Origin of the sequence: Acinetobacter septicus (genome assembly GCF_019355975.1) — a bacterium.
GTDB lineage: Bacteria > Pseudomonadota > Gammaproteobacteria > Pseudomonadales > Moraxellaceae > Acinetobacter > Acinetobacter ursingii.
On record NZ_CP079898.1, the window covers coordinates 2,105,640 to 2,131,188 of the forward strand.

A 25,549-nucleotide genomic window follows, 5' to 3' on the forward strand; every position below is an offset into this window, starting at 1 on the left:
AAAAAAATGAGGACCATATGACACAGCCATCTTCAAATTCCCCTTTCTTTGCCAGAAATAGTATTGAAATAAAAGATAATCCTTTATCTCCCAATGGGCGTTTTAATCGTCTAAGTTATCTGGGTTGGTATGGTTTTTTAAATATTGTGACCGTAGTTGCCTATTTAGCATTGGGCGTTTTTGTGGGCGCGTTTAGTCTAACCACCTTTTCCATTAATGATCGAGTCATGGATTTATTTAGTGGCGCGATGGGCATCGGCATCTTGGTGTTATGGGCAATTGTTGCCTATTTTCATATCGTTTTTTTAGTTCGTCGTTTACATGATGCCAATCGTAGTGGTTGGCTGTGCTTATTGATTTTAATTCCGCTCGTACAATTTCTATTTATGCTTTATGTGCTTTTTGTTCCAGGAAGCAAAGGCTTGAATGATTATGGTGCACCGCGTCCGTCAGCCGTATGGGAAAAAATTCTGGCGTGGCTCATGATCATTGTCATGATTTTAAGTCTATTTTCTGTTGCCAGCCTGATTTCATTCATGTCTAGTACAGGCGAACTGCAAACCCCAACAGAGATCGTACAAAAAGGTACAAGCTATTTCTAATCTCTATTGCAACCTAGTTGAGGGATATAGGTGATCGTACTACACTATCGCCTTGTTTTTTAAAGCTGGTATTTTGGAAATCAATGTGGCAGAAGATAATAAACTGAGCGATGTCGCAACCGATACCGCTCAACTGATTCAACAAGCGGGTGAGAAAACCACAAAATCGGTCATTCAACATACTGAAAAATACCACGATGCCTATACCGCGATTGATAAAATCGTGGATAGCTTCTGGGAACGTGTGCCTTACTTATGCATTGCTTTGGCCGTTTTTTTGATTTTTTGGCTTTTAACCAAAGTCTTTAAATTTTTTATCGCCAAAACCCTCAGCAATCGCAGTTATACCCGCCAGAATCTGGTCTTGGTACTGAATCGTGTCGGTAGTGTTTTGATCATGTTTGTGGGTTTCCTCATTGCACTGGTGATTGCCATTCCAGGTTTTACCCCAAGTCAACTGGTCAGTGCGCTAGGGATTGGTTCGGTGGCGATTGGTTTTGCCTTTAAGGATATTTTTCAGAACTTATTATCAGGCGTCCTGATTTTATTGGGTGAACCATTTCGTATTGGTGACGATATTATTGTCAACGGTATGGAAGGAACCGTCGAAGATATTCAAATCCGTGCGACTTTTTTACGTTCGCCTGATGGCCGCCGTTTAGTCATTCCAAATGCAACGGTTTATACTAGCGCTATTACGGTGAATACTGCTTATCAACGTCGACGCTGCCAATTTGTGGTGGGTATTGGCTATGAGGATGATGAACAAAAAGCAAAATCGATTATTCTGGATATTCTGAATAATAACCGCAATGTCCTGAGTCAGCCTGCATTTAGTGTCAATGTCACCGCATTGGCCGATTTTTCAGTTAATCTTACCGTTCAATGGTGGGTAGACACGACAGAAACAGGGATTTCAGCTTCGATTAGTGAGATTCAGGCTGAAGTCAAACAGGCATTTAGTGCAAATGCCATCAACATTCCTTACCCGATTCAGGAACTTAAAGTCCATCAAAGTGCACCAGAATTACTCAATACAGCAACAACTGCAGAATCAAACAGACAATCTTCCCAATAAATAGGAAATAGCGGTTTCTGTTCTTAAAATACGGTTGCCTAAGTGATACGCTTGGCAGCCGTTTTTGGTCAGTAAATCTACCTCATAAGGAATAAATCCACCTTCTGGCCCAATAATGATGCTGCAAGGATGATCAATTGCATAGGGCATGGCAGTTTCTGCATAAGGATGTGCCAAATAAGCAGGTCGATCTTTATCGATCATTTGCGGCAAAATATCTTCAACAAATGGCTTAAAACGTGGGTATAACTCAATTTCGGGAACAACCACATCTCCTGCCTGCTCCAAGCCTAAAGTCACATAATGATCCAATTGTTTTAAAAAAGGCGTTTGCCAATAACTTTTATCCACACGATAACTGTGGATAAGTATCAACTTGTCCACACCCAATGTCACGCTGTCCATCACAATACGACGTAACACTTTGGGTCTGGGCAATGCCACAATTAAAGTCACGGGCAATTTGGCAGGCACTTTTTCTTGTTGAATCGGTTCAATCCAGATTTTATCGAAATCAATTTTTTTTATTTCAACGAGATAGCGTGTCTCATTGCGAATCCCAACTTTGAGCCGATCACCGACATTCAATTTTAAATGCTGAATAATATGCTGATATTGTCTGGACTGGTGAATGACCCACAATGTCTCTTTAACATCCTCGGGTTCCAATAACACAATATTCATGCATCCTTCACCTGTTGATCCAGATAGTGGTCGATTACAGCGATATGGTGTAGTAATGACCCCTGATTCCGCGCTAACACTCGTTGTGCCTGAGCTGCCATATGTTTTGCAGCCTCTTGATCATATAAATAATGTCGAAACGCTGCCACTGCCGCCTGTGCATCGGGTGCAATGTCAATCGCCTGTTCAGCAACACATTCATCCACGATATTTTGAAAATTAAAATAATGCGGGCCAATCACGGTCGGCACATAAAGCGCCATCGGTTCCAAAATATTATGTCCGCCCCCCGGTTGATTGAGCGAACCACCGACAAAACAGACCTGACTTAAGGCATACCATGACCATAATTCACCCATACTATCAGCTAGATAAACTTGAGTGTCGGGTTGAACGTTCTGACCCAAACTACGTCGTTGAGTGTTTAGATTGAGTTTCTGGCATAATTGAAAGACTTCATCAAAACGCTCAGGATGACGCGGTACCACGATACATAATAAGGCAGGATTATTTTGTAAATCCTCTCGCAGTGCCTCAAGTAATAATTGTTCTTCTGGCGCATGGGTACTGGCAAGTGTAATGATTTGACGTTCTTTCAATCTCCATTGCTGTTGTATTTGCTCGGCTTGCTCAAGAAAATGGGGGGGGGCTGAAATATCGAATTTGATATTACCTACTATTAGTGCTTTTTGTGCGGCTAAACCCAATTCAATATAGCGCTGTTGGGTGGGTTGATCCTGTGCCAATAAAATATCTATTTTACTCAGCATCGCTCGGGTTAAACCCGCTACTCGTGCATAGCCTTTAGCCGATTTTTCAGAAAGCCGAGCATTGAGTACCATCACTGCAATCTGATGTTGTCTGGCTTGATCGATTAAATTTGGCCATAATTCTGTTTCGACTAAGGCCAAAAAACGTGGCTGGTATTTTGCAAAAAACTGTTGCAGCAGATCAATTTGATCCACAGGCAAATATACCGCCTGAAATAGATCCAGATACGGTTCTTTTAAAAATAAAGATTTGGCGCGCGTCTGACCTGTTTTGGTGGTATTGGTCACCAGAACGGGATAACCCAATTTTAAATAATGTTCAATCAATGGGTGCGCGGCATTGGTTTCACCCACTGAAACTGCATGAAACCATAAGGCATGACGATTTTTAACAGGCTGAAATGGCCCAAAACGCTCCAGACATTCCTGTTGATAGAGTGCATCTGTTTCAGCGCGCTGTTTGATCTTCCAGCGATAAAAAGGCTTGATACACGCCAATAAAAAGTTATACCAAAATGGAGTCGCCAAATAGTTTGATCTCAATTGATTTTACAGGGCTTGAATATAACAGAGCGGCACACTTTTGTTAAAGTGTGCCGCTCTAAAGAAAATGGACTGTTTAAGCTTCGAGGGTATGCTCAGCTAAAGCCGGATAATCGGTATATCCCAATGCACCTTTAGCATAAATGGTTTCTGGATTTAACTCATTGAATGGCAGATTCTTCTCCAGACGTTCCAATAAGTCAGGATTGGCAATATAGGCTTTACCAAAAGAAACCGCATCTGCTTCACCTGATGCCAAAAGCTGTTTGGCTGATTCAGGCGTTAGGTTTTCATTGGCGATCCACGCCCCTGTAAATTGCTGACGCAATTGTGGGCTAATACTGTCTTCAGCTTGATATTCTCTTGAGAAAACAAAGGCAATCTGGCGCTGACTCAGTTGTTGCATCACATAGCCAAAGGTTTCCAGTGGATTGGCATCCCCCATGTCATGCGAATCTGCTCGCGGTGCAATATGCACGCCAACACGTCCTGCACCCCAAACCTCAATAAATGCATCGACTACTTGTAACAATAAGCGCGCTCGATTTTCAAGGCTACCGCCATACTCATCTTCACGTTGATTAGTGGTACTTTGCAAGAATTGGTCAATCAAATAACCATTTGCCGCATGCAACTCCACTCCATCAAAACCAGCAACTTTGGCTAACTCCGCGGCATGTTTATATTGCGCGACAATCTCCTGAATCTCTTCAATCGATAATGCACGTGGGGTTACATATGGACGTTTTGGTCGTAATAAACTGACGTGTCCAGCTGGTTGAATGGCACTTGGTGCAACGGGTGTATCGCCATCCAAAAGATCTGGATGAGAAATACGTCCCACATGCCAAAGCTGAACCACCATTTTTGAGCCTTGTGCATGGACTGCCTCTATAATTGGCTGCCATGCTTGTGCCTGTTGCTCTGACCACAGTCCTGGTGTTTCTGCATAACCGACTGCTTTAGGGGCAATCAATGTCGCCTCAGTCAAGATCAGACCTGCATTGGCGCGCTGGGCATAGTATTCCTGCATCAATTGATTAGGAACACGAGTTTCACCACTTCGTGCGCGGGTTAAAGGAGCCATGACCAGACGATTTTTAATTTCAAAATCGCCAATTTTCAAGGGAGAGTTCAATTCAGCCATAATCGCCTCGGCTCACACTGTTTGCTTGAGTTACAGTGCTTGTTTTAAATGATCGAGATATTGCTGAATCAATGCTTCATTACGCGAAAAATAAGACCATTGACCATATTTTTCGACCTTAATCAATCCTGCCTGTTGCAATACAGACAAATGATTGGACATGGTAGATTGGGAGACATTGCCTAAACGTTCAATGTGACCCGCACAAACACCACGTTCAAAATTGCCACACTCTTCTACCGACAAATAATGAGCTGGCTGCTTTAACCATTGCAAAATTTGCCGGCGAGTCGGATTGGCTAAGGCTTTAAAAATCGCATCTACATCCATAAACCTTGCTCATGGGTTAAATGACAAAGCATTGTTCAACACCTGATCTCATTATATCGAATAATTTAGATATTAATATCTATTTTTATAGATATATTGTCATCGCATGTAAATTTGCTTTGCCAATTGACTTGTAACTTAGAGACCTTGTTTTAAACTGGCTTCAATAAATTTGTCCAGATCACCATCCAGTACAGCGCCAGTATTGGAGTTCTCAACCCCAGTTCTTAAGTCTTTAATACGTGAATCATCCAGCACATAAGAGCGGATTTGACTGCCCCAACCGATGTCAGATTTGGAGTCTTCCAGTGCCTGAGCAGCTTCATTACGCTTACTCATTTCCAGCTCATACAATTTGGCACGTAACTGTTTCCATGCATGATCACGGTTCGCATGTTGCGAGCGCTGATTTTGACATGCCACCACAATCCCTGTTGGCGCATGGGTTAAACGCACCGCAGAATCGGTTTTGTTAATGTGCTGACCACCCGCACCTGAAGCGCGGTAAGTATCGGTACGCACATCGGATGGATTGATTTCAATTTCGATATTGTCATCAATTTCAGGTGATACAAACACCGCGCTAAATGAAGTATGACGACGATTACCACTATCAAAGGGTGATTTACGTACTAAGCGATGTACACCCGATTCGGTGCGTAACCAACCATAGGCATACTCACCCTCTACACGGATAGTCGCAGATTTAATGCCTGCCACATCGCCATCTGACTCTTCCATCAATTCAGCTTTAAAGCCATGACGTTCAATCCAGCGCATATACATCCGTAACAGCATCGATGCCCAGTCTTGCGCTTCTGTACCGCCAGACCCCGCCTGAATCTCGACATAACATGGATTTGGATCCATGGGGTTGCTAAACATCCGACGGAATTCTAGCTTGGCCAGTTCTTCTTCAGCGGTGGCAAGTTCAGCGTCCACATCCACCAGTAAGCTTTCATCATCAGCTTCAACCGCCAAATCCAGCATGGCTTTGGCATCTTCAAGTTGTTCAGCCAAACCATCCAGCACATTAATTATATTTTCAAGCTCGCCTTTTTCTTTGGCCATCGCTTGAGCGCGACTCTGGTCATTCCAGATCGCAGGATCTTCTAATTCACGCAGGACTTCTTCTAAACGTTCTTTTTTCAGATCGTAGTCAAAGATACCCCCGTAGTGTTTGACTACGATCAGTTAAATCTTTTAATTGGTTTAGATAAGGATTAATTTCCACGCGATTATGCTCACATCAAAAATAAATAGCGCATTATTTTAGCATAAAGTGTTTTTTAAGACATGATATGAAACATGATCACTGCGATGAAAACCTCAGACCGCACACTGAAAAAACTTAAAATAAGCTGAATAGCTTTCTGTATTCGGCTTCATTATTGCTATTTATTAAAGCATTTTACTCTCCATCATGATGTGCATCTGAAAATCTTGACTCACAAAAATGCCTCTTTATTGAGCAAAATATTACAATACTCACAAAACTACGTATCTTTTAATAAAACAAAACATTCAATTATTTTATTTAATTACAATAACTTATATTTAAAAATTTACATTGCAATTACATTATTACACTACAGTTACTAAGCCAAGATTGACGCACCATAATTTTCCAATACACTCTAAGTTGTAACAAAAGATTTACTTTTTTAAAAACTTTGGAGGGGAGATTTCCATGAAAAAATTAGCAATTGCATCTGCTTTATTATCCACATTGGCCTTTGTAGGCATTGGTACTGCACATGCCTATCAGGCTGAAGTCGGCGGTTCTTATACCTATAATGACTGGGATGACTATGATGCAACTCATCAGTTTGGTTTAGATGGAACTTACTATTTTAACCCTGTACAAACCCGTAATTCACCACTTGCAGAAGCCGCGTTTCTTGACCGTGCTAGTAACGTGAGTGCCAACGTTAAATATGCAGACAACGATGGCGTAAAAGATACTAACTACGGTATTGGCGCTGAATACTATGTTCCAAATAGTGACTTCTATGTGAGTGGTCGTATTGGTCGTGAAGAATTTGAAGTCGATAACAGCCCAATTGATAGTAAAACAACTCTTTACGGCGCTGAAATCGGTTACTTACCAACACCAGGTTTGTTACTTGCTTTGGGTGTAACAGGTTATGACCAGAAAGATGGCGATGATGGTGCTGACCCAACTATTCGTGCCAAATATGTGACTCAAGTCGGTCAACATGATGTAAACCTTGAAGCATACGGTGCATTTGGTGATCTAGATGAATATCGTGTTCGTGGTGATTACTATATCGATAAAACACTTAGCGTAGGTGCAGATTACTACAATAACGACTTAACAGATCGTGATGAGTGGGGTATTAACGCGAAGAAATTCCTCAATCAACAAGTCAGCGTTGAAGGTCGTATCGGATTTGGTGACAACTACAACACTTATGGTGTTCGTGCTGCTTACCGTTTCTAATTCAAAACAATCCTTAAAAAAAATCGCTCAAATTGAGCGATTTTTTTATTTTAAAATTTAATGAATATAACTTATTTATTTCAGTCAGCATTGTCCCCCATCTTTTATTTAATTTTTATTTTAGTAAACGTTTACACCTCCAAAATGTAAATAAAACTTTACATTTTTATAAATTACGAATACTCTTAATGTAAAGCAAACTTTACATAGGTATCCAATGAATAAATCTCGTGCTGTTCTGGAATTAGTTTTAGCCATTACATTTTATGTGGTGATCTTAATTATTTCATTAAAAGCACTTACTCATATTGAAAATCAATCGTTAAAAGTCTTGGTTTCTTTACTTCCCGTGCTTCCCGTTATACTGGTGATCTGGGTTATTATTCGTCAATTTATTCGTTTTGATGAATTACAGCGTAAAATTCAATTACAAGCACTCGCCATTAGTTTCCTCGGCACCGCATTCCTTACTTTTAGCTACGGCTTTTTGGAAAATATTGGATTTCCCAAACTGACCATGTTTATTGTCTGGCCTATGATGGGAACCTTTTGGTCAATGAGTACAATTATAGGTTCTTGGTATTACAATCGATGAGAAATAAGCTTCCTACACTACGCAAAAATCAAGGATTATCGCAAAATGATTTGGCTGTTTTGCTGGGTGTGTCTCGCCAAACGATTAATGCCATTGAAAAAGGCCGTTATGACCCGAGTCTGTCTCTGGCATTCAAATTATCAAGACAGTTTAAATTAACAATTGAGGAAATATTTCCTCAAGATGAAAACAGCTCAGATCACGCTATTGAATAAATAAGAACGCTTTCATTTCACATAAAAAGGGCAAAATAAAAGCAAGTTCGTTATTTAGCCTACTTTTATGTTGTTTTCTAAATTCAATTATTGTTCTAAATAAATAATCCGTAGCTGTAAGCTGACCGAACCATTAAATTGATTGCGCTCCAGTTCATACACCAGCCGTACACTTTCTTTCATTGGATTGAATTCAAATTTATCTTTTGCATTAAAGGCAATAGCATCCACTGTTGCACCATGATCCAAAGCCAGTTTAAGCTTCAAATGACTCTCTTTGAGCCAGCGATAATCAAGTACTCCAAACTCCCCTTCAAACTGAGGTAAGGGAAATTTATGTCCCCACGGTCCGAGCTGTTCGATCTGACTCAGTGTTTCCAGATCAAAAGCGTGATGCGGCAAATGACCATCTGTCCATAATGTGGCCTGAAATAATTCCTGATCCATATCCGCGAGCAAATCGGTGAAATGTTGTTTAAATGCCTCAAAATGATCTTTATGCAAAGTTAAACCCGCTGCCGCAGCATGACCACCAAAATGACTAATTAACTCTGGATGGCGCTCCGCCACACGTTCAATTGCATCACGGATATGAATACCATCAATAGAACGTGCCGACCCCTTAATATGCTGCCCATCTTCATCTGGCGCAAAGACAATACTGGGACGATGAAATTGTTCTTTTAAACGACCCGCCACAATCCCGATCACCCCCTGATGCCAACTTTGTTCGAATAAGACTAAGGCAGAAGGAATGCTCTCTGTCTCCAGTTGAAGCTGCTCCAGATAACTGAGAGCCTGTTGCTTCATACTGGTTTCAACTTGACGGCGTTCAACATTGAGCTGATTCAGTTGTACTGCAATCTGATAAGCCTTGGCATAATCATCTGCCAATAAACATTCAATGCCGATATTCATACTGTCCATGCGTCCAGCGGCATTGATGCGTGGGCCGAGGACAAAACCCAAATCCTGCGCTTTTAAACTGGCTGCATCACGTTTCGCGATTTCTAGCAAAGCCAATATGCCTAGACGACATTGTTGTTGCTGAATCCGCTTTAGACCTGCATCGACTAAAATTCGGTTGTTATAATCCAGACTCGCCACATCTGCATAGGTTCCGAGTGCCACCAAATCCAGATATTGACTTATTTTAGAACTGCTTTTATTCAGCTTGCTGCGGTAGGTCGCTAGATTTGCCAGTAAATAAAAAGCCACACCGACACCCGCCAATGCCTTACTTGGAAATTCACAGCCTAGTTGGTTGGGATTGACCACGGCTTCAGCCTGTGGCGTAGCTTTGGTGGTTAGATGGTGGTCGGTGATAATGACCTGCATGCCTAATTCATGACAACGCTCAACACCTGCATGACTGGAAATCCCATTGTCTACCGTAATCAATAAATCTGGCCGAAAAGTGTGATCTGCCAACTCTGCAATGGCAGGCGTTAAGCCATAGCCATATTTAAAGCGGTCAGGAACGAGATATTCAACTTTTGCGCCCATATCACGCAGTACCAAGATCATTAATGCCGTACTGGTGGCACCATCTGCATCATAATCCCCGACAATCACGATCTTTTGTTGCTGATCAATCGCCTGATCAATCAATTGAATCGCTTTGTCCAGATCTTTCAACTGCGGCGCAAGCAAATGTTTAAGTTTTAAATCAAGCTCATCATTTGAATTGACCCCACGACGTGCCAGAATTTCAGCAATAAAAGTCGGCACACCCTGAAACTGTTCAGGATGTGTCAATAAAGGGCGTTGTTTAATTTGAAATTGGGTCATTTACAATATTTGTCGACTTTTAACTTACAAATAATTGAGTTACATGAAGAGAATGGGGCGCTGAAACCAAATTAATATCAAACTTTAATGAGGGCTCAATTCTTGAACTTGCATTATGAATTCTAAAAGAAATTTGCCATCCTTCATTTAATGTGACTAGTAAGGTTGTATGTGAATTTTCTTTATATACAACTTCTATTAATCTATTTGGGAGTTTAAGTTTTGGAACTCTAGCTTTAGGCTTAATACTTTTGAATGGTAGATTCAACGTACCATGCAAGTTATAAGATTGAATTTCAACCTTATTACTTCCCTTAATAACTTTATAAAAATCTTTATTGCCTATCAAATACTCTACCAATCTTGCGGCAACAATCCCGGGATTTTCCTTGTCTAGACGAATTAACTCTTCTTTAAAAGCATCCAAAACTGGTATATATACAGAACTATGATAATCTCCTAACGTTTCCCATTTTTGGGTTGATTTACTAGTTTTCTTGATTTGAGCTAGATGATCAAAGATTGGTTTGATTTTACTAAAATAAGTATTAGTACAAGATAAACCTAACCATTTCTGACCAAAATCAATATCATTGGATAAACGAGAATGTTTTACTGCTCTATGATTATTCTTTGCGGATATACCAATTTCCCAATTTTGTGAAGAACGTAATGCCAAAACATCACGGACATCTCCTGACTCCCCAGCCTTATCAGCAACAATTTCTAATTGTAATACATCCTTTATATCAATTTGATTAGATAGACGTGGCTCTAGATCAATCAAATAATTAATAGCAAAACTTGCAATCAATCTAAATTTATCTTGTTCAGCTTCAAGGAAACTATTAAAACAATTCAATGCTGTGTTATATGGTTCATTCTCAATAATCTCTATTACTGAAACAAGAGATGTCAAACGAGCTTGAAATTCAAGTAATACCGCATATTCAAAAGCTTTGCCATTAATTGTTTGCTTTGCCACTTTCACCATTATGCAGACATCCTGTTTACAATCTCACTTAATTTTTCTTTTACAACAGCCCCATTAACTTCTTCAGAAAACGTCCTATTAGTTGATATCTTTATTGCATTTAAATCACTATAAATTTTTTCTGCTAAGGTTTTTCCCATTTTTACTGGAACAGCATTTCCAATCATTTTATAGGCAGCACTAACTTTTTTGTAATCAAAGAAAAAATTATCTGGAAATGTTTGAATTCTTGCACATTCACGAATACTTAATCTGCGATACAGATGCTCTTGTCCTTTTATAAATTCACGGATATTTTGCTCTACAAACTTCATCTTAGGCGCTTGTGGATGCAATGGAGCATGCCGACCACCAGCTTGAATTGTAAAAGAAACCTCATCCCATGATCTAACTCTATTTCTTGACATATAAATGGATGAAAATCCACCAGTCATATATTCATGATTTAGGACTTTACAATCAGCTCCATTCGTGAGGTTTCCATCTTTCGCTGGTAAGACATTTTCACTTAAATCACCAATTGCTTGTGCTAATGTAATTTTATCAATAGGTGTTATTGGTTTAGGAAACTCAAATCTCTTACCTAAATCTTCTCTATAACCTACAAAAAAAACTCGCTTTCTATCTTGGGGAACACCAAAATCTGCAACATTCAAAAGCTCAAAAGAAAGTTTATACCCAATCTCTTGGAACATTTGTTTGATATGTTCCAAAGCTTCTTTGTGTGCAGGTAATAACATTCCGGAAACATTCTCTGCTAGAAAGAATTTTGGTTTTTTGTCAGCAAGAATTCTCATAAATTCATAAAAAAGCTGTCCTCTTTTGTCCGTAATACCACGTTTTGACCCAGCTTCTGACCAACTCTGACAAGGTGGACCACCAATGATTCCATCACAATCAGGTACTTCATCTGATGAAATATCAACGATGCTTCTCTTATCTAAAATTGTATTCTTATGATTTAGCTCGTAGGTTGACCAAATTTCTTTATCATATTCATTCGCCCAAACTACATCAAAGCCAGCTTGCTCAAAACCCAAATCCAGACCACCAGCTCCTGCAAAAAACGATACGACTTTCATAAACTGATACTTTATACTGAACAACTTGAGTAATGATCTAACCATTATTGCCAAATTGCAATTTAAAACTGAAATCATTGCGACAGAGAACGTCGTTTAATACTAAAAACTTACATCAATAGCTTTAAAAAATAATCAGACAACCCAATTCTGAGCAATAAAAGTCGGCACACCCTGAAACTGTTCAGGATGTGTCAATAAAGGGCGTTGTCTAATTTGAAATCGGATCATCTAAGGCATTAAACGCTGTAACTTCCATGTACCATCCACTTTCGCATAACTGAGTCGGTCATGTAAACGGTTGGGTCGACCTTGCCAAAATTCATAATAATCAGGCTGTAGGCGATATCCCCCCCAAAACTCGGGTTTAGGCAATTCAGCTTTGTCACCCACCTGACCATGGAGCTGATTAAAACGCTGCACCAACACATCACGACTTTCAATGACACCACTTTGTGGCGTACTAATGTGTGCCGCAATCTGGCTATCACGTGGACGCTTATGATAGTAATCAATCGCTTCAAGTTCAGGGATTTTATTAACTTGACCACCAATCCGAATCTGTCGTTCCAGATCATGCCAATAAAACATCAGCTCGACATAAGGATTTTCAGCTAAATCCTGTCCTTTTTGACTGTCATAGTTGGTATAAAAATCATAACCAGCTTCTGTTGCACCACGCAGCAACAGCGTCCGTACATGTGGGCGACCTTGAACATTACAGGTTGCCACCGACATGGCATACGGCTCATGAACTTTTGCTTCTAGTGCGTAATTAAACCACTGTAAAAATTGCTCATGAGGATTTGGACTGACTTGATTTTCATACAGCTCACCTTTTTCATAACTGAGACGTAATTCACTCAGGTCTTTAATCAGGTCACTCATATGATTTCCCCTTTCATGCAGCAGTGGCGTGAAAACGCACAGCTTCAGCCAAATGATTGGCAAGCGCTGTCACTTCTTCTTGTTGATCACCTTCGACCATCACTCGAATGACTGGTTCTGTGCCTGATTTACGAATCAATAAACGACCACGACCTTTCAGTTGTGCTTCGGCTTTTTCAAACTCTGCCACCAAAGCAGGTACCGCATACGGATCGATCATTTGATCAAGACGAACATTGACCAAGACTTGTGGAAATAGTTTAAAGTCAGCGACCAATTCATGCAGCGCTTTTTCTTGTTCAACCATCACGGTCAGCACTTGCAATGCCGCAATAATTGCATCACCCGTAGTACTTTTATCTAAAGTTAAAACATGACCTGATGGTTCCCCACCAATCACCCAATTATTTTCCTCAAGCGCTTGCAGCACATAGCGGTCACCCACTTTGGCACGAACGAATGGCACTTGTGCTGCTTCCAGCGCCAATTCCAGCGCCATATTGCTCATGACTGTTCCCACAATACCCGCAGGCTTGTTGTTGGCCTGAGTCGCCAAAATATACAAAATATGATCGCCATCAACCTGATGACCAAATTGATCCACCATAATCACACGATCCGCATCGCCATCAAAAGCAATGCCAAGATCGGCTTGATGCTCTAGCACTGCTTTTTGTAACTGTTCTGGATGGGTCGAACCACAATGTTCATTGATATTTAGACCATTTGGTTCGTTGTATAAGGCCACGACTTTGGCGCCCAATTCACGAAACACCGCTGGCCCGACGCTATAAGCTGCACCATTGGCACAATCCACCACAATTTTTAAATTACGCAGGTCAAAATGATAGGGAAACGTCGATTTACAAAATTCGATATAACGTCCATTGGCATCTTTAACCCGAACGCTTTTCCCCAGATTGGCGGTATTTTCGATCTGGATGTCATGCTCTAATTCTTGATTGATTTGTTCCTGTAAATGATCAGGTAATTTTTTGCCTTCACTGGAAAAAAACTTAATACCATTATCATAATAAGGATTATGCGATGCTGAAATCACAATCCCCGCGTGTGCATGTAAAGCACGCGTTAAGTGAGCAATCGCAGGCGTTGGCAATGGCCCTAATAAGTGCACATACACCCCAGCCGCATTCAGACCTGCCTGTAAAGCGGCTTCCAGAATATATCCTGACAGTCGTGTATCTTTGCCTAATACTACCAATGGTTTGGCTTTAGGATTGGTGCGTACCAGAACCTTACCTGCGGCAAATCCTAGTTTGAGTGCAAACTCAGGGGTAATCGGCATTTCTCCAAATTTTCCACGAATGCCATCTGTTCCAAAATAACTCATGTTCTACTCACTTATTATGGACTGCTCGATCACAGCCTTTCTCTCATTGTGTTTACTTTACACCAAAACAAAAATGCCGTCAGTGAACTGACGGCATTTTCATGTGTAGCGATGGTGAAATTTAACCCACCCGATAATTCGGGGCTTCTTTGGTAATGGTCACGTCATGCACATGTGACTCTTGCATCCCCGCAGAGGTAATTTTCACAAACTTGGTATTCTGACGCATCTCTTCAATATTGGCAGAACCTGTGTAGCCCATCGATGAACGTAAACCACCCATCATTTGATGCACTATCGCACTCATTGGACCTTTATAAGGAACACGACCTTCGATACCTTCTGGTACCAATTTTTCAACACCCGCTTTGGCATCCTGAAAATAACGATCCGATGAACCAGTCGCGCCAGACATTGCACCTAATGAGCCCATCCCACGATACGCTTTATAGTAACGCCCTTGGAAAAATTCAACTTCACCCGGTGCTTCTTCGGTACCCGCCATGAGTGAACCGACCATAATCGTACTGGCACCCGCAGCAATGGCTTTTGCCAAGTCACCTGAATAGCGAATACCGCCATCAGCGATCAATGGAATTTGTTCTTTCAGTGCAGAAGCGACATTATCAATCGCTGAAATCTGTGGAACACCGATACCCGCAACGATACGTGTGGTACAAATCGAACCTGGTCCAATCCCGACCTTCACTGCATCCGCACCTGCATCGAGCAACGCTAAAGCCGCATCACCTGTTGCGATATTGCCACCAATGACCTGAACCTGCGGATAGTTTTGTTTCACCCAACGCACACGCTCAATCACGCCCGCAGAATGGCCATGCGCAGTATCCACCACGATCACATCGGCCCCTGCTTCAACTAGCGCTTCTACACGTGCTGGAGTTTCAGCACCTGTACCTACCGCAGCACCCACGCGTAAACGACCTAATTCATCTTTACATGCATTTGGATACAGTTCAGCTTTACGGAAGTCAGTCACCGTAATTAAGCCTTTCAAGGCATGGCTGTCATCCACCACCAATACTTTTTCAATACGATGTTTTTGCAATAAAGCTTGAATATTTTCTTTAGATTCGCCCTCTTTCACCGTCACTAAACGGTCTTGGGGGGTCATGATATTGCTAACCGGCTGATTTAAGTTCGTTTCAAAACGTGTGTCACGCCCTGTCACAATCCCAACCACTTTGCCATCTTTGACCACAGGTACGCCACTAATATTATTGGCCTGGGTAATGGCAATCAGTTCACCTACTGTCGTTTCAGGGGTCACCGTAATCGGGTCTTTCACCATGCCTGCTTCAAATTTTTTGACACGACGCACTTCTGCTGCTTGCGCGGCAATATCCATATTTTTATGCAAAATACCAATACCACCGTTTTGAGCCATAGCAATCGCCATACGTGACTCAGTCACGGTATCCATTGCAGCCGAAACAAGAGGAATATTAAGTTGAATACCGCGGGTCAAACGTGTCTTTAAGGAGACATCTTTTGGAAGAACTGTAGAGTAGGCAGGGAGTAATAAGACATCATCGAAGGTTAACGCTTCTTGAACGATGGTCAGCATAACAATCTCACTGGTAGTTTCCGTGCGCTATTATAAACAAATTTGCCATTAAATTTCATTTTTTATTATGGGAAATTTTATGACATCGTTGTTTTGAGTTTAAATTGAATAAACTCGCGCTAAATGAGTCCCGCCTGTTTCATTTCATTTTTAAAATAAGAATAATAAATAGGAGCAACGATCAAACCAGCCAGACCAAAGACCGCCTGAAAAAATAACATTGCAATCAAGAGTTCCCATGCATTGGCATTGATGCGTTGGCCTATAATTTTGGCATTTAAAAAGTATTCAAGCTTATGGATCGATACCAAATAGATAAAGGCCATCGTGGCAGCGGTAAACGAAATACTAATGGCAGAGAGTATGACCAATGTATTTGAAATCAAATTTCCGACAACAGGAATCAGTCCAAAAATAAAGGTTAAAATCACCAGTGTTTTGGCAAAAGGTAAATGCATACCGAGTAAGGGTAAAACCGCTAAAATAAATATACCTGCCAAAACAGTATTCACAATTGAAATTTTAATTTGAGCAAACACTACATTTTTAAAAGCAGTATAGAGTACGTTTAAACGTTGTAGACATTGGTGCTTAAAGCTGGGTACGTTTTCACTGTCTTCAATGGGACTTAAAGAAACCAAAGCCCCTAAAATCATCCCGATAATCATGGTTACAAAGGCATGTAAAGCGTCTGTGCCTGCATGTTGTAAGGTCTCCACATGATTTTTCAGCCACTCAAAGGCGTACTGCTTCATATCATCCAGACTTTCAGGAATATAACCTGAAAAATATTGACCAAACTCCTGTTGAAAGCGTTCAAGTAGAGTGTCCAGATTTCGGCTCATGGTGACCAGTCCACCGTCTTTCAGATCATGCACCACATACGCAATAGAACCAAAAACCAGAAACACCAAAATACTGATCACCACGATATTAAAAATGGCAACTGCAATAATTCGCCCATATTTGCCACTGGAAAACTTTTCAGCATACGGACTTAGTTTGGTGAGAAGCGCATAAACCAAGAAACCAGATAAAAAAGCCACCAATAGATGTAATGGAATCAGAATGAGTAATGCAACAGTCATAATGATATAGCTGGCGATCTGGCTTTGTCGCTCATTCAATAGTGTCATTCTGTTTTCCTTTATTATTGTAAAAAGTAAAATAACAATAAGATCGCTTAACCTTACTGCTATTTTAAAACAGAGTCACTATCAAAATCTGTTATGAATTGATCATTTAACAGGATATGCAAAATTGGTCTGATCCATAAGATCAATCCCACAGGGTAAGTCTTCTATCCAGTCCAAAAATGCATGAACCTGTGCCTTTCCAACAAATGCTGTTCCGTGTTGAGGCACGATCATTTCGACATCCATCTGACGAACCATATTGACCCATAGGCGAATGACGCGATTAGAACACATATAACGCTGATGAAAACCTTTCATGTTTGGAATATGTTCAGCAAAATTTTCTATCGATTTTGCAGCATCCTCCACCATCGAAGCGCCCATATCACCTGAAAATAGAATTTTCGAGATAGGATCATAAAACTGGAAGTTACCCACAGAATGTAAAAAATGTCCTGGCACCACCACAATATGACTATTCCCCAAAGGCAACACTTGCCCCTCATCAGGCAATTCAATCAGCCGATCTAGCCAGTGCCCTTTCATCCGTTCACTCATAAACGTTGAACTTAAATGCGGTAAAAATCGTGCCCAAAGTTTTGAAGCCACCACTTTGGCATTCGTATAGACCAGCCAACGAGGCATAGAGGTAATAATATCTGGATCCTGATGCGAAGCCATGACATAGTCCAGATTTTCCAGACGGGTATATTTATTCAGTTCCATGGTTAATGGCATATAGGTCAAATCGCCACCAGGATCCAAGACAGCGGCGCGTTGTTGATCAATAATCAAAAATTGATTTGCCTGTACCCCTTCACCTTTGACTAAGCTACTAAAGCGAATACACCGATGCCCATCACGATCAAATAACACTTGTGAAGTTGTATGTTCAAATGTCATACCCCAATTCCCCAATTAAGATAAATTTTAGTTTAATTCCATAATAAAACAATGGGATTCTAATTGCGATAAAATTATGACTTGTTTAGGACTGGGAATTAGGCATAAAAAAGCACCTGCGAACAGATGCTTGATCATTTATATTTGTTTTAAAAGAAATAATGCTGAACCAAGGTTGAAATACCGACGATCAGAAAAATCGCGGCACCAATTTTATGAATCAGCGAGATTGGCAAACGATCTGCCATTTTGTTGCCTATAAATACCGCTGGCGCATTGGCAATCATCATACCCACGGTCGTACCCAGCATCACCCAAAATACGCTATCGAAACGGGCGGCTAAAGCGACTGTCGCAATTTGTGTTTTATCTCCAATTTCAGCCAGAAAAAATAAGATAAAGGTGGCGCCAAACACACCAAAACGTTGCCATTTATTAATACTATCGGTTTCATCATCCAGTTTATCCGGAATTAACATCCAGAGTGCCATTCCAATAAAACCAATCGCCAACACCCATACCATCACCGTTGGGTTTAAGACTGTAGTGAGCCATTGACCCAACACCGCAGATAAACCGTGGTTGATGGTCGTTGCCAACAAGATTGCAATCAGAATAGGAACAGGTTTGCGGAACCGGGCAGCGAGTAAAAGCGCGAGAAGCTGGGTTTTGTCGCCCATTTCAGCAAGGGCAACAACAGAAGTCGAAATCAGGAATTCTTGCATATCTGTTCTCTGGCTAGCATATATACCTATGACCTATCGCCCCTGCTAGCCAAAAAGTGCAGAACGATAAATCAAAGGTCTTGCCAACTAAAGAACGCGCAAACGTTCAAGCTATGATGACCATGTTCGGTGGAACAATTATGTTGATCATCACCCAATTACTTTGCGTAACTGGAGGCTACTCCCCAATGAAGTAGCCTTATCATATCAAATTAAGAAAATAATTCATATTATTTTGAATAGATTTTTAATGCCGCACAAATCCTTTTGAATACAAAATCAAATTTTTTGACTTGATTCGATCTATTTCTCCTCATCTCGCGATATAAATGGAGCAGGATTTGGACTAGGATGCTCTGGATGACGATCTTTTAAATTTTCCTCTAATTGCTCTGCATCAATTTTTTCCACAGCTTCACGTATCGCTTGATTGCCCTGACTGTCATCCTGACCAGTATCTGTTTGTTCACTTGATTGATTAGAATCTTGGTTTGATTTCATTTTTTTCTCCTGCTTAAACTCTTCATCTAGTTCAGCACTATCGGTTAAACCTTCGAGTTGCTGTGATGAAAATTCATCATTTTCCAAAATATTGACATCCAAATCGTTGGCTTTAATCTTGTTGCTTTGCAAACGATCAGAATCTACTTCTAAATTTTTTTGATCATTCTGGTTTGTCATTACTTGACTCCTAGACTGTTTTAAAGGTGTTTTTTTAATTGCATCTCATTGCGTCACTTCTCATCATTTATGTTAGTGCATCCCTGTGTAATGTTTAGATCAATCCTGTATTAAACATACTAAAAAAATGTTTATTTACTGATCTCATGTAAACAAAAATCGAAAACCATATCGATCGTTCAAATGACCTAAACATAAAAAAACCTCGCCAAAGCGAGGTTTTTTTCAATCTTCAATACAGATTTTAAATCAACAGTGTGCGAATATCTTTGAGCAACTTGGTCAGCTTATGGGTAAAGCGCGCTGCATCTGCGCCATTGATCACACGGTGATCATAAGACAACGATAATGGTAACATTAAGCGCGGATCGAAGTCTTTGCCATTCCATACAGGCTGCATGGTTGCAGGTGAAATACCCAAAATCGCGACTTGTGGCCAGTTCACCAATGGCGTAAATGCCGTTCCACCAATTGAACCTAAACTGGTAATGGTGAAGTTAGCACCTTGTAAGTCTTTCGGAGATAATTTCTTATCGCGTGCTTTTTGACTGAGTTCACCTAATTCAACAGCTATTTGCTTAATCGATTTCTGATCTGGATTACGCAGCACAGGTACCGTTAAACCATCAGGTGTCGCGACTGCAATCCCCATATGAATTTCATTGCGGAGCAAAACTGATTTTTGATCATCAGCCAAGTGTCCAGCAAAGTAAGGCTCTTCTTTCAGCAAATGTGCAACTGCTTTCGCAATAAAGGCTAAAATCGTCAGACTCACGCCTTGCTTTTTAAAGCCATCTTTTAACTCACCACGCCATGCTTCAAGCTCGGTAATATCTGCCAAGTCAAACTGAGTCACTTGCGGAATAAAATTATTGAGTGACAATTGCGGCACAGATACTTGTTGTAAACGCGTCATGGTTTTGATTTCACCGCCGCCAAAAGCAGTAAAATCTGGCAATGCTGGTAATCCAGAAGCAACAGGTGCCGCAGAAGTCGTTGCCGTTGACGCAGGAGCCGTCATACATTGTTTCACATGGGCATAGATGTCTTCTTTCATCAAACGCCCATGCTCACCAGATGCTTTGACCTGTGCCAAAATTACACCCAGCTCACGTGCAAGCTTACGCACCGCAGGTCCTGCATAGACTTTAGCATTTTCAGCTTCTTGTGCCTGACTCAGCTTGCTTGCCGAATCAACCGCAGCAACCTTTGGTTGTTCGGCAGGTTTTGTAACACTTTGGGTTTTGACTGAACTCGTTTGTGCAGCAGCTTGCGCTTTGGCTTTAGGCGCTGATTTTGCTTCACCTTCAATCGTTGCCAGCGCAATGCCCTGTTTAACCTCTTGTCCAACACTGACATGAATCGCTTTGACCACACCCGCGATACTGCTGGGTACTTCAACTGAAGCTTTGTCAGATTCAACTACACACAAACTTTGTTGTGCGTCTACATGATCACCCACTTGTACTAAAATTTCAGATACCGTGGCTTTATCAACACCCAAATCAGGTACGCTAATTTCCTGCTCACCTGAGCTAACCGTTTCCTGTGTATCCGTTTCATCTTCAACATTTGTTGAAGTGGTCTCAGCAGGTTGCGCTACGGTATTTTCATTTGCCGTAGCTGTTTGTTCAGTTGTCTCTTCACTTGCAGCTTGTGTTTTCACTTTAAGTAAAAGCACACCTTCTTTAACACTGTCACCCTCTTTCACTGCAACACTTTCAACGGTTCCAGAAACAGGGCTTGGCACTTCAACCGATGCTTTGTCGGACTCAAGCAAAATCAGACTGTCATTTTCTGAAATTTCATCGCCCACTTTGACTAAGAGTTCCGCAACTGTAGCCTTTTCTACACCAATATCTGGCACTTGCACCTCAACCACAGTGGTTGCACCAGATGAAGTGGATGCCGTTGGTTGGGTTGCTGCTTGTTCTGGGGTTTCAGATGTCGTCGATTTAGGAGCCGCCTCTGCTTGAACAGGTGCCTGTTCTTTAGATGCAACTTCATTACTTTGACTGGTGCCGCTTTCTAATTCAATGAGAGCAGTGCCTTCTGTTACCTCGTCACCCTGATTGACCAAAATACTTTTGACCACACCAGAAGCTGTGCTTGGAACTTCAACAGATGCCTTATCTGATTCAAGTAAAATCAGACTATCATTTTCAGAAATCTGGTCGCCAACCTTGACTAAAATCTCGGCAACCGTCGCTTTTTCTACGCCAATATCAGGTGTTTTCACTTGCATGTCTTAGTTCCCCTCACCTGATTGTTCTTGGTAAGCTGCAACAGGCTGAACTTCAGGATGTGCCTGAGGTGCCCATGCGACAGGACGATCCGTTTCCAATTCAAAGCTTGAAATGGCATCTTTCACCAAACGGTTTTCAACTTCACCTTCATCTGCCAGTTTTTTCAATGTGGCAACCACAATGTGTGCTGCATCAACGCCAAAGTAACTACGCAAATTACCCCGCGTATCTGAACGACCATAACCATCTGTACCCAAAGTCACATAAGGACGGTTATCTGGCAGATAAGCGCGAATTTGTTCGCTATAGGCACGCATATGATCGGTTGCAGATACCACAATACCATCTGTGCCACGTAACTGCTGAGACACCCATGATTCTTTGGTGACTTCAGTCAGTGGATGCAAGCGGTTGTATTCATCACACGCCATACCATCACGAGCTAACTCATTGAAACTCGTAACGCTCCAGATATTGGAATGAATCTGATACTCTTCACGCAAGATCTTGGCTGCTTTAATCACTTCACGCAGAATCACACCCGAACCAAGGAGCTGCACGGTGGCCTTGTCATCTTTTTCAAACAAGTACATCCCACGCTTGATACCTTCTTCAGCACCTACTGGCATTTCTGGATGTTCGTAGTTTTCATTCATGACTGTGAGGTAATAAAACACACGTTCCTGATTAACATACATACGCTGTAAACCATCATGCACCACCACAGCCAACTCATAACCAAAGCAAGGATCATAAGCTACGCAGTTTGGAATGGTACTGGCCAGAATGTGAGAATGACCATCCTGATGCTGTAAACCTTCGCCGTTCAAAGTTGTACGACCTGCTGTTGCACCGAGCAAGAAACCTTGTGCCTGTGCATCGCCTGCTGCCCATGCAATATCGCCAATACGCTGGAAACCAAACATCGAGTAGTACATATACATCGGAATCATTGGCAAATTATTGGTCGAATAACTGGTGCCCAAAGCAGCCCATGCACTCATGGCACCCGCTTCATTGATCCCTTCTTGCAACATGTGACCATCTTTAGCTTCACGATAGTTCATGAGCTGTTCATTGTCTTCTGGCGTATATTTCTGACCATGCGCAGCATAAATACCCAATTGACGGAACATGCCTTCCAGACCAAAGGTACGTGCTTCATCAGGTACAATTGGAACGACACGGTCTTTAATGGCTTTTTCTTTCAGCAACGCCGCAATCAAACGCACCATCACCATGGTGGTTGATTGTTCTTTACCATTACTGCCGCTGAGTACGCTATCGAAAATTGAAATATCTGGAATGGCTAACGCTTCACTCTCTTTACGACGTGCTGGCAGATAGCCCCCTAATGCTTCACGACGCGCCTTCATATATTTAAGCTCTGGCGAGTTTTCTGCTGGACGATATAGCGGTAATTCTTCAAGTTGCTCGTTGGTAAATGGCAGATTGAAGCGATCACGTACATACTTGAGTGAATCAACGTGCATCTTTTTAATCTGATGGGTTTTATTCACCGCTTCGATCTCATCCGACAAGCCATAACCTTTTACGGTTTTTGCCAAGATCACGGTTGGTTGACCTGTACTCTTCATGGCTTCAGCATAGGCTGCATAGACTTTATATGGGTCATGACCACCACGATTCAGATTATCAATGTCTTCATCGCTTAAGTTTTTCACCAACTCTTCAGCTTCAGGATATTTACCAAAGAAGTGTGCTCGTGTATACGCTCCGCCTTTGACCTGATAACGCTGATAATCACCATCAACCGCTTCTTCCATCACGGCTTTTAATGCGCCTGATTTGTCATTGGCTAATAACGGATCCCAATGACGACCCCAGACCACTTTAATCACACGCCAGCCCGCGCCACGGAATAAGGACTCAAGCTCCTGAATGATTTTACCATTACCACGCACAGGACCATCCAGACGCTGTAAGTTACAGTTCACCACCCAGATCAAGTTATCCAGTTTTTCACGACCTGCCAGTGAAATGGCACCTGTACTTTCAGGTTCATCCATTTCACCATCACCGAGATACGCCCAGACTTTACGATTTTCTTCTTTAATTAAACCACGGTTCATCAGGTATTTTTGAATATGGGCCTGATAAATCGACATGATCGGTCCCAAGCCCATCGATACGGTTGGGAACTGCCAATAGTCAGGCATCAAATAGGGATGCGGATAGCTAGATAAACCATTACCATTCACTTCACGGCGGAAGTTACTCAATTGTTCTTCAGTCAAACGACCTTCAAGAAAAGAACGGGCATAAATACCAGGTGCACAGTGACCTTGGTAATAAATCATGTCGCCGCCAAAACTATCACTATTGGCACGGAAAAAATGGTTAAAGCCTACATCATACAAGGTGGCTGAAGATGCAAAACTGGCCAAGTGACCACCCAGATCATCACCGGTTTTATTGGCGCGTAATACCATTGCCAATGCATTCCAGCGAATAAGCGCACGAATACGACGCTCCATATCCTGATCGCCTGGCATGGCAGGTTGTTCTTCTACTGAAATGGTATTTAAGTAAGGAGTATTTAGGCGCTGAATAGGCACATGCTTCGCAATTGCGCGTTGATAGAGCTTTTCGAGTAAAAAAGCAGCACGTTCTGTACCCATATGCTGCAAAACGGAATCGAAAGCATCTTGCCATTCTTGGGTTTCTTGTGCGTCGGAATCACCATAAAACGCCATAACTCACCTTTTCCTTAGTCTACGGTTAGTCCATATTTTTATCATATTTGGGGTGGCGCAAGTTAGCCATGCCAGTGAATACAGATTGACAGCATTATTTAGATAATAAATAGTTGTTGACTTTTCATTACTCAAAATAACAAAAAATCGCCAATATAGGCGATTTTTTATACACAATATTTTAAATCTAATGCTAACTTAAATAATAGAAATATTGCACGGAGTAAGCATGACCAATAAAGCCATTATGGAAGCAAGGCGAGGTAACTAGATGGATTTTTACGTTCTCCATCACGTACCACTTCAAAATGTAGATGAGGACCTGTACAACGTCCAGTACAACCGACATTGGCAATATGCTCACCTGCTTGAACTTGATCACCTGCACGCACCATGATGCGTGATGCATGAGCGTAACGAGTCAAATAACCGTTCCCATGATTGACTTCAACGTATTGACCATAACCTGTGCCCCAACCCGCTTTGGTCACGATACCGGGACCTGTTGCATAAATAGGGGTACCACTTGGCGCAGCTAAATCAATACCAGAGTGTCCACGTGTTGTGCCCATCAACGTACGCATACCGTATTCAGATGAAATACGAGTCATCTCAGGTAATGGGTGTTTGATCAACCATGAAGAATAGGGATTGTTACTTGAAGCTGAGAATCTAGCTGAGTTACCAGTTTTCCCATATTTCTTTTCAAGAGATTCGTTATTTAATTCAACTGTTTTCTCGCGTAGCGTCACCGATACTTTGGCTGATGCGGGTAGGTCAAGATCATCAGGATGAGTGTAAGAGCCTTGCGAAAGTGTACGAGACAATGCTTCTAAGCGGTCTGGTGCATCCTGGCTATTCAGTGTTTGATAATCTGCGAAAGCAACTGATGCAGCAGAAGCTGCCAGTGAAAAAGCAAGTAGTATACGTCTCGAATGCATAAAAACCTCTTGAACTGTTCTTAAAAAGTTTCTTGCGTGATCTCGTCCTTGATATCTATTGAAATGAACGTTTAAGAT

Annotated in this window: 23 protein-coding genes, 1 pseudogene and 1 riboswitch; of the genes and pseudogenes, 5 read left to right on the top strand and 19 right to left on the bottom strand. The window is 41.5% G+C overall.

All coding sequences use genetic code 11. From position 1 onward, the window contains the following. The first annotated feature begins 17 nt into the window (after positions 1–17). On the top strand, positions 18–602 hold the full coding sequence (locus tag I6L31_RS10065) for a DUF805 domain-containing protein (protein WP_005005641.1): 585 nt from the start codon (positions 18–20) through the stop codon (positions 600–602). An 85-nt stretch (positions 603–687) separates the two neighbouring features. After that, on the top strand, positions 688–1,680 hold the full coding sequence (locus tag I6L31_RS10070; RefSeq protein ID WP_005005638.1) for a mechanosensitive ion channel family protein: 993 nt from the start codon (positions 688–690) through the stop codon (positions 1,678–1,680). Here I6L31_RS10070 and I6L31_RS10075 read toward each other — a convergent pair. The 5 genes from I6L31_RS10075 to prfB form a co-directional block, all read right to left on the bottom strand. Next, entirely contained in the window at positions 1,657–2,364 is a 708-nt protein-coding gene (locus I6L31_RS10075) for a 16S rRNA (uracil(1498)-N(3))-methyltransferase (protein WP_005005626.1), read from the bottom strand. The two genes, I6L31_RS10070 and I6L31_RS10075, sit on opposite strands and share 24 nt — an antisense overlap. Further along, positions 2,361–3,662, bottom strand: coding sequence for a 3-deoxy-D-manno-octulosonic acid transferase (locus I6L31_RS10080; RefSeq protein ID WP_005005624.1), 1,302 nt, complete (start codon positions 3,660–3,662; stop codon positions 2,361–2,363). The genes I6L31_RS10075 and I6L31_RS10080 overlap by 4 nt, the downstream gene beginning before the upstream one ends. 91 nt (positions 3,663–3,753) lie before the next feature. Further along, positions 3,754–4,824, bottom strand: coding sequence for an alkene reductase (locus I6L31_RS10085; protein ID WP_005005621.1), 1,071 nt, complete (start codon positions 4,822–4,824; stop codon positions 3,754–3,756). A gap of 30 nt (positions 4,825–4,854) precedes the next feature. Continuing rightward, positions 4,855–5,154, bottom strand: coding sequence for an ArsR/SmtB family transcription factor (locus tag I6L31_RS10090; protein WP_004985826.1), 300 nt, complete (start codon positions 5,152–5,154; stop codon positions 4,855–4,857). A gap of 138 nt (positions 5,155–5,292) precedes the next feature. Further along, positions 5,293–6,388 (bottom strand): peptide chain release factor 2 gene (gene prfB, locus I6L31_RS10095; protein WP_119686381.1). Its coding sequence is split into 2 segments (ribosomal slippage): positions 5,293–6,315 and positions 6,317–6,388, totalling 1,095 coding nucleotides; the frame shifts between segments, so codons are not numbered across the junction. A 456-nt stretch (positions 6,389–6,844) separates the two neighbouring features. On the opposite strand from prfB, the gene I6L31_RS10100 reads away from it, so the two are divergent. The 3 genes from I6L31_RS10100 to I6L31_RS10110 all read left to right on the top strand — a co-directional run bounded on the left by I6L31_RS10100 (position 6,845) and on the right by I6L31_RS10110 (position 8,428). Continuing rightward, positions 6,845–7,618, top strand: coding sequence for a putative porin (locus I6L31_RS10100; RefSeq protein WP_005005618.1), 774 nt, complete (start codon positions 6,845–6,847; stop codon positions 7,616–7,618). A gap of 217 nt (positions 7,619–7,835) precedes the next feature. Continuing rightward, complete coding sequence (locus I6L31_RS10105; RefSeq protein WP_004985833.1) at positions 7,836–8,213, top strand: hypothetical protein; 378 nt, start codon at positions 7,836–7,838, stop codon at positions 8,211–8,213. Further along, entirely contained in the window at positions 8,210–8,428 is a 219-nt protein-coding gene (locus I6L31_RS10110) for a helix-turn-helix transcriptional regulator (RefSeq protein WP_004985834.1), read from the top strand. Before I6L31_RS10105 ends, I6L31_RS10110 begins: the two co-directional genes overlap by 4 nt. An 87-nt stretch (positions 8,429–8,515) precedes the next feature. Here the strand turns inward: I6L31_RS10110 and recJ are convergent, their stop codons facing one another. The 14 genes and pseudogenes from recJ to I6L31_RS10175 all read right to left on the bottom strand — a co-directional run bounded on the left by recJ (position 8,516) and on the right by I6L31_RS10175 (position 25,471). After that, a complete protein-coding gene (recJ, locus tag I6L31_RS10115; RefSeq protein WP_005005615.1) occupies positions 8,516–10,219 on the bottom strand; it encodes a single-stranded-DNA-specific exonuclease RecJ in 1,704 nt (567 codons plus the stop codon). Positions 10,220–10,238: 19 nt separating this feature from the next. Next, positions 10,239–11,213 (bottom strand): HaeIII family restriction endonuclease, encoded by a 975-nt coding sequence (locus I6L31_RS10120; RefSeq protein ID WP_005005613.1) that lies wholly within the window; start codon positions 11,211–11,213, stop codon positions 10,239–10,241. Beyond that, positions 11,213–12,295, bottom strand: a complete 1,083-nt coding sequence (locus tag I6L31_RS10125) for a DNA cytosine methyltransferase (protein ID WP_005005610.1) — start codon at positions 12,293–12,295, stop codon at positions 11,213–11,215. The genes I6L31_RS10120 and I6L31_RS10125 overlap by 1 nt, the downstream gene beginning before the upstream one ends. A 150-nt stretch (positions 12,296–12,445) precedes the next feature. Then, a pseudogene (locus I6L31_RS18580) lies at positions 12,446–12,526 on the bottom strand (hypothetical protein); the annotation flags it as partial. Then, positions 12,527–13,183, bottom strand: a complete 657-nt coding sequence (gene pdxH, locus I6L31_RS10130) for a pyridoxamine 5'-phosphate oxidase (RefSeq protein WP_005005604.1) — start codon at positions 13,181–13,183, stop codon at positions 12,527–12,529. Positions 13,184–13,196: 13 nt separating this feature from the next. After that, positions 13,197–14,534, bottom strand: coding sequence for a phosphoglucosamine mutase (glmM, locus tag I6L31_RS10135; protein WP_005005603.1), 1,338 nt, complete (start codon positions 14,532–14,534; stop codon positions 13,197–13,199). 121 nt (positions 14,535–14,655) lie between these two features. Then, a complete protein-coding gene (gene guaB, locus I6L31_RS10140) occupies positions 14,656–16,122 on the bottom strand; it encodes an IMP dehydrogenase (RefSeq protein ID WP_004985847.1) in 1,467 nt (488 codons plus the stop codon). 119 nt (positions 16,123–16,241) lie between these two features. After that, entirely contained in the window at positions 16,242–17,258 is a 1,017-nt protein-coding gene (locus I6L31_RS10145; RefSeq protein WP_004985850.1) for an AI-2E family transporter, read from the bottom strand. A 102-nt stretch (positions 17,259–17,360) separates the two neighbouring features. Further along, positions 17,361–18,161, bottom strand: a complete 801-nt coding sequence (locus I6L31_RS10150; RefSeq protein WP_004985851.1) for an oxygen-binding di-iron domain-containing protein — start codon at positions 18,159–18,161, stop codon at positions 17,361–17,363. Positions 18,162–18,310: 149 nt separating this feature from the next. After that, entirely contained in the window at positions 18,311–18,886 is a 576-nt protein-coding gene (locus tag I6L31_RS10155) for a TMEM165/GDT1 family protein (RefSeq protein ID WP_004985854.1), read from the bottom strand. Positions 18,887–18,962: 76 nt separating this feature from the next. Further along, positions 18,963–19,087: riboswitch (yybP-ykoY riboswitch) on the bottom strand. A 102-nt stretch (positions 19,088–19,189) separates the two neighbouring features. Beyond that, positions 19,190–19,567, bottom strand: a complete 378-nt coding sequence (locus I6L31_RS10160) for a hypothetical protein (RefSeq protein ID WP_004985857.1) — start codon at positions 19,565–19,567, stop codon at positions 19,190–19,192. A 244-nt stretch (positions 19,568–19,811) separates the two neighbouring features. Then, positions 19,812–21,812, bottom strand: a complete 2,001-nt coding sequence (locus I6L31_RS10165) for a 2-oxo acid dehydrogenase subunit E2 (RefSeq protein ID WP_004985861.1) — start codon at positions 21,810–21,812, stop codon at positions 19,812–19,814. Positions 21,813–21,815: 3 nt separating this feature from the next. Next, positions 21,816–24,530 carry a pyruvate dehydrogenase (acetyl-transferring), homodimeric type gene (gene aceE, locus I6L31_RS10170; protein ID WP_004985864.1) on the bottom strand — a complete coding sequence of 905 codons (2,715 nt, stop codon included), beginning with the start codon at positions 24,528–24,530 and terminating at the stop codon, positions 21,816–21,818. Between the two features lie 245 nt (positions 24,531–24,775). Further along, the gene (locus tag I6L31_RS10175) at positions 24,776–25,471 is read right to left on the bottom strand and encodes a M23 family metallopeptidase (protein WP_004985866.1); all 696 of its coding nucleotides are present in this window, start codon (positions 25,469–25,471) and stop codon (positions 24,776–24,778) included. Positions 25,472–25,549 lie beyond the last annotated feature (78 nt).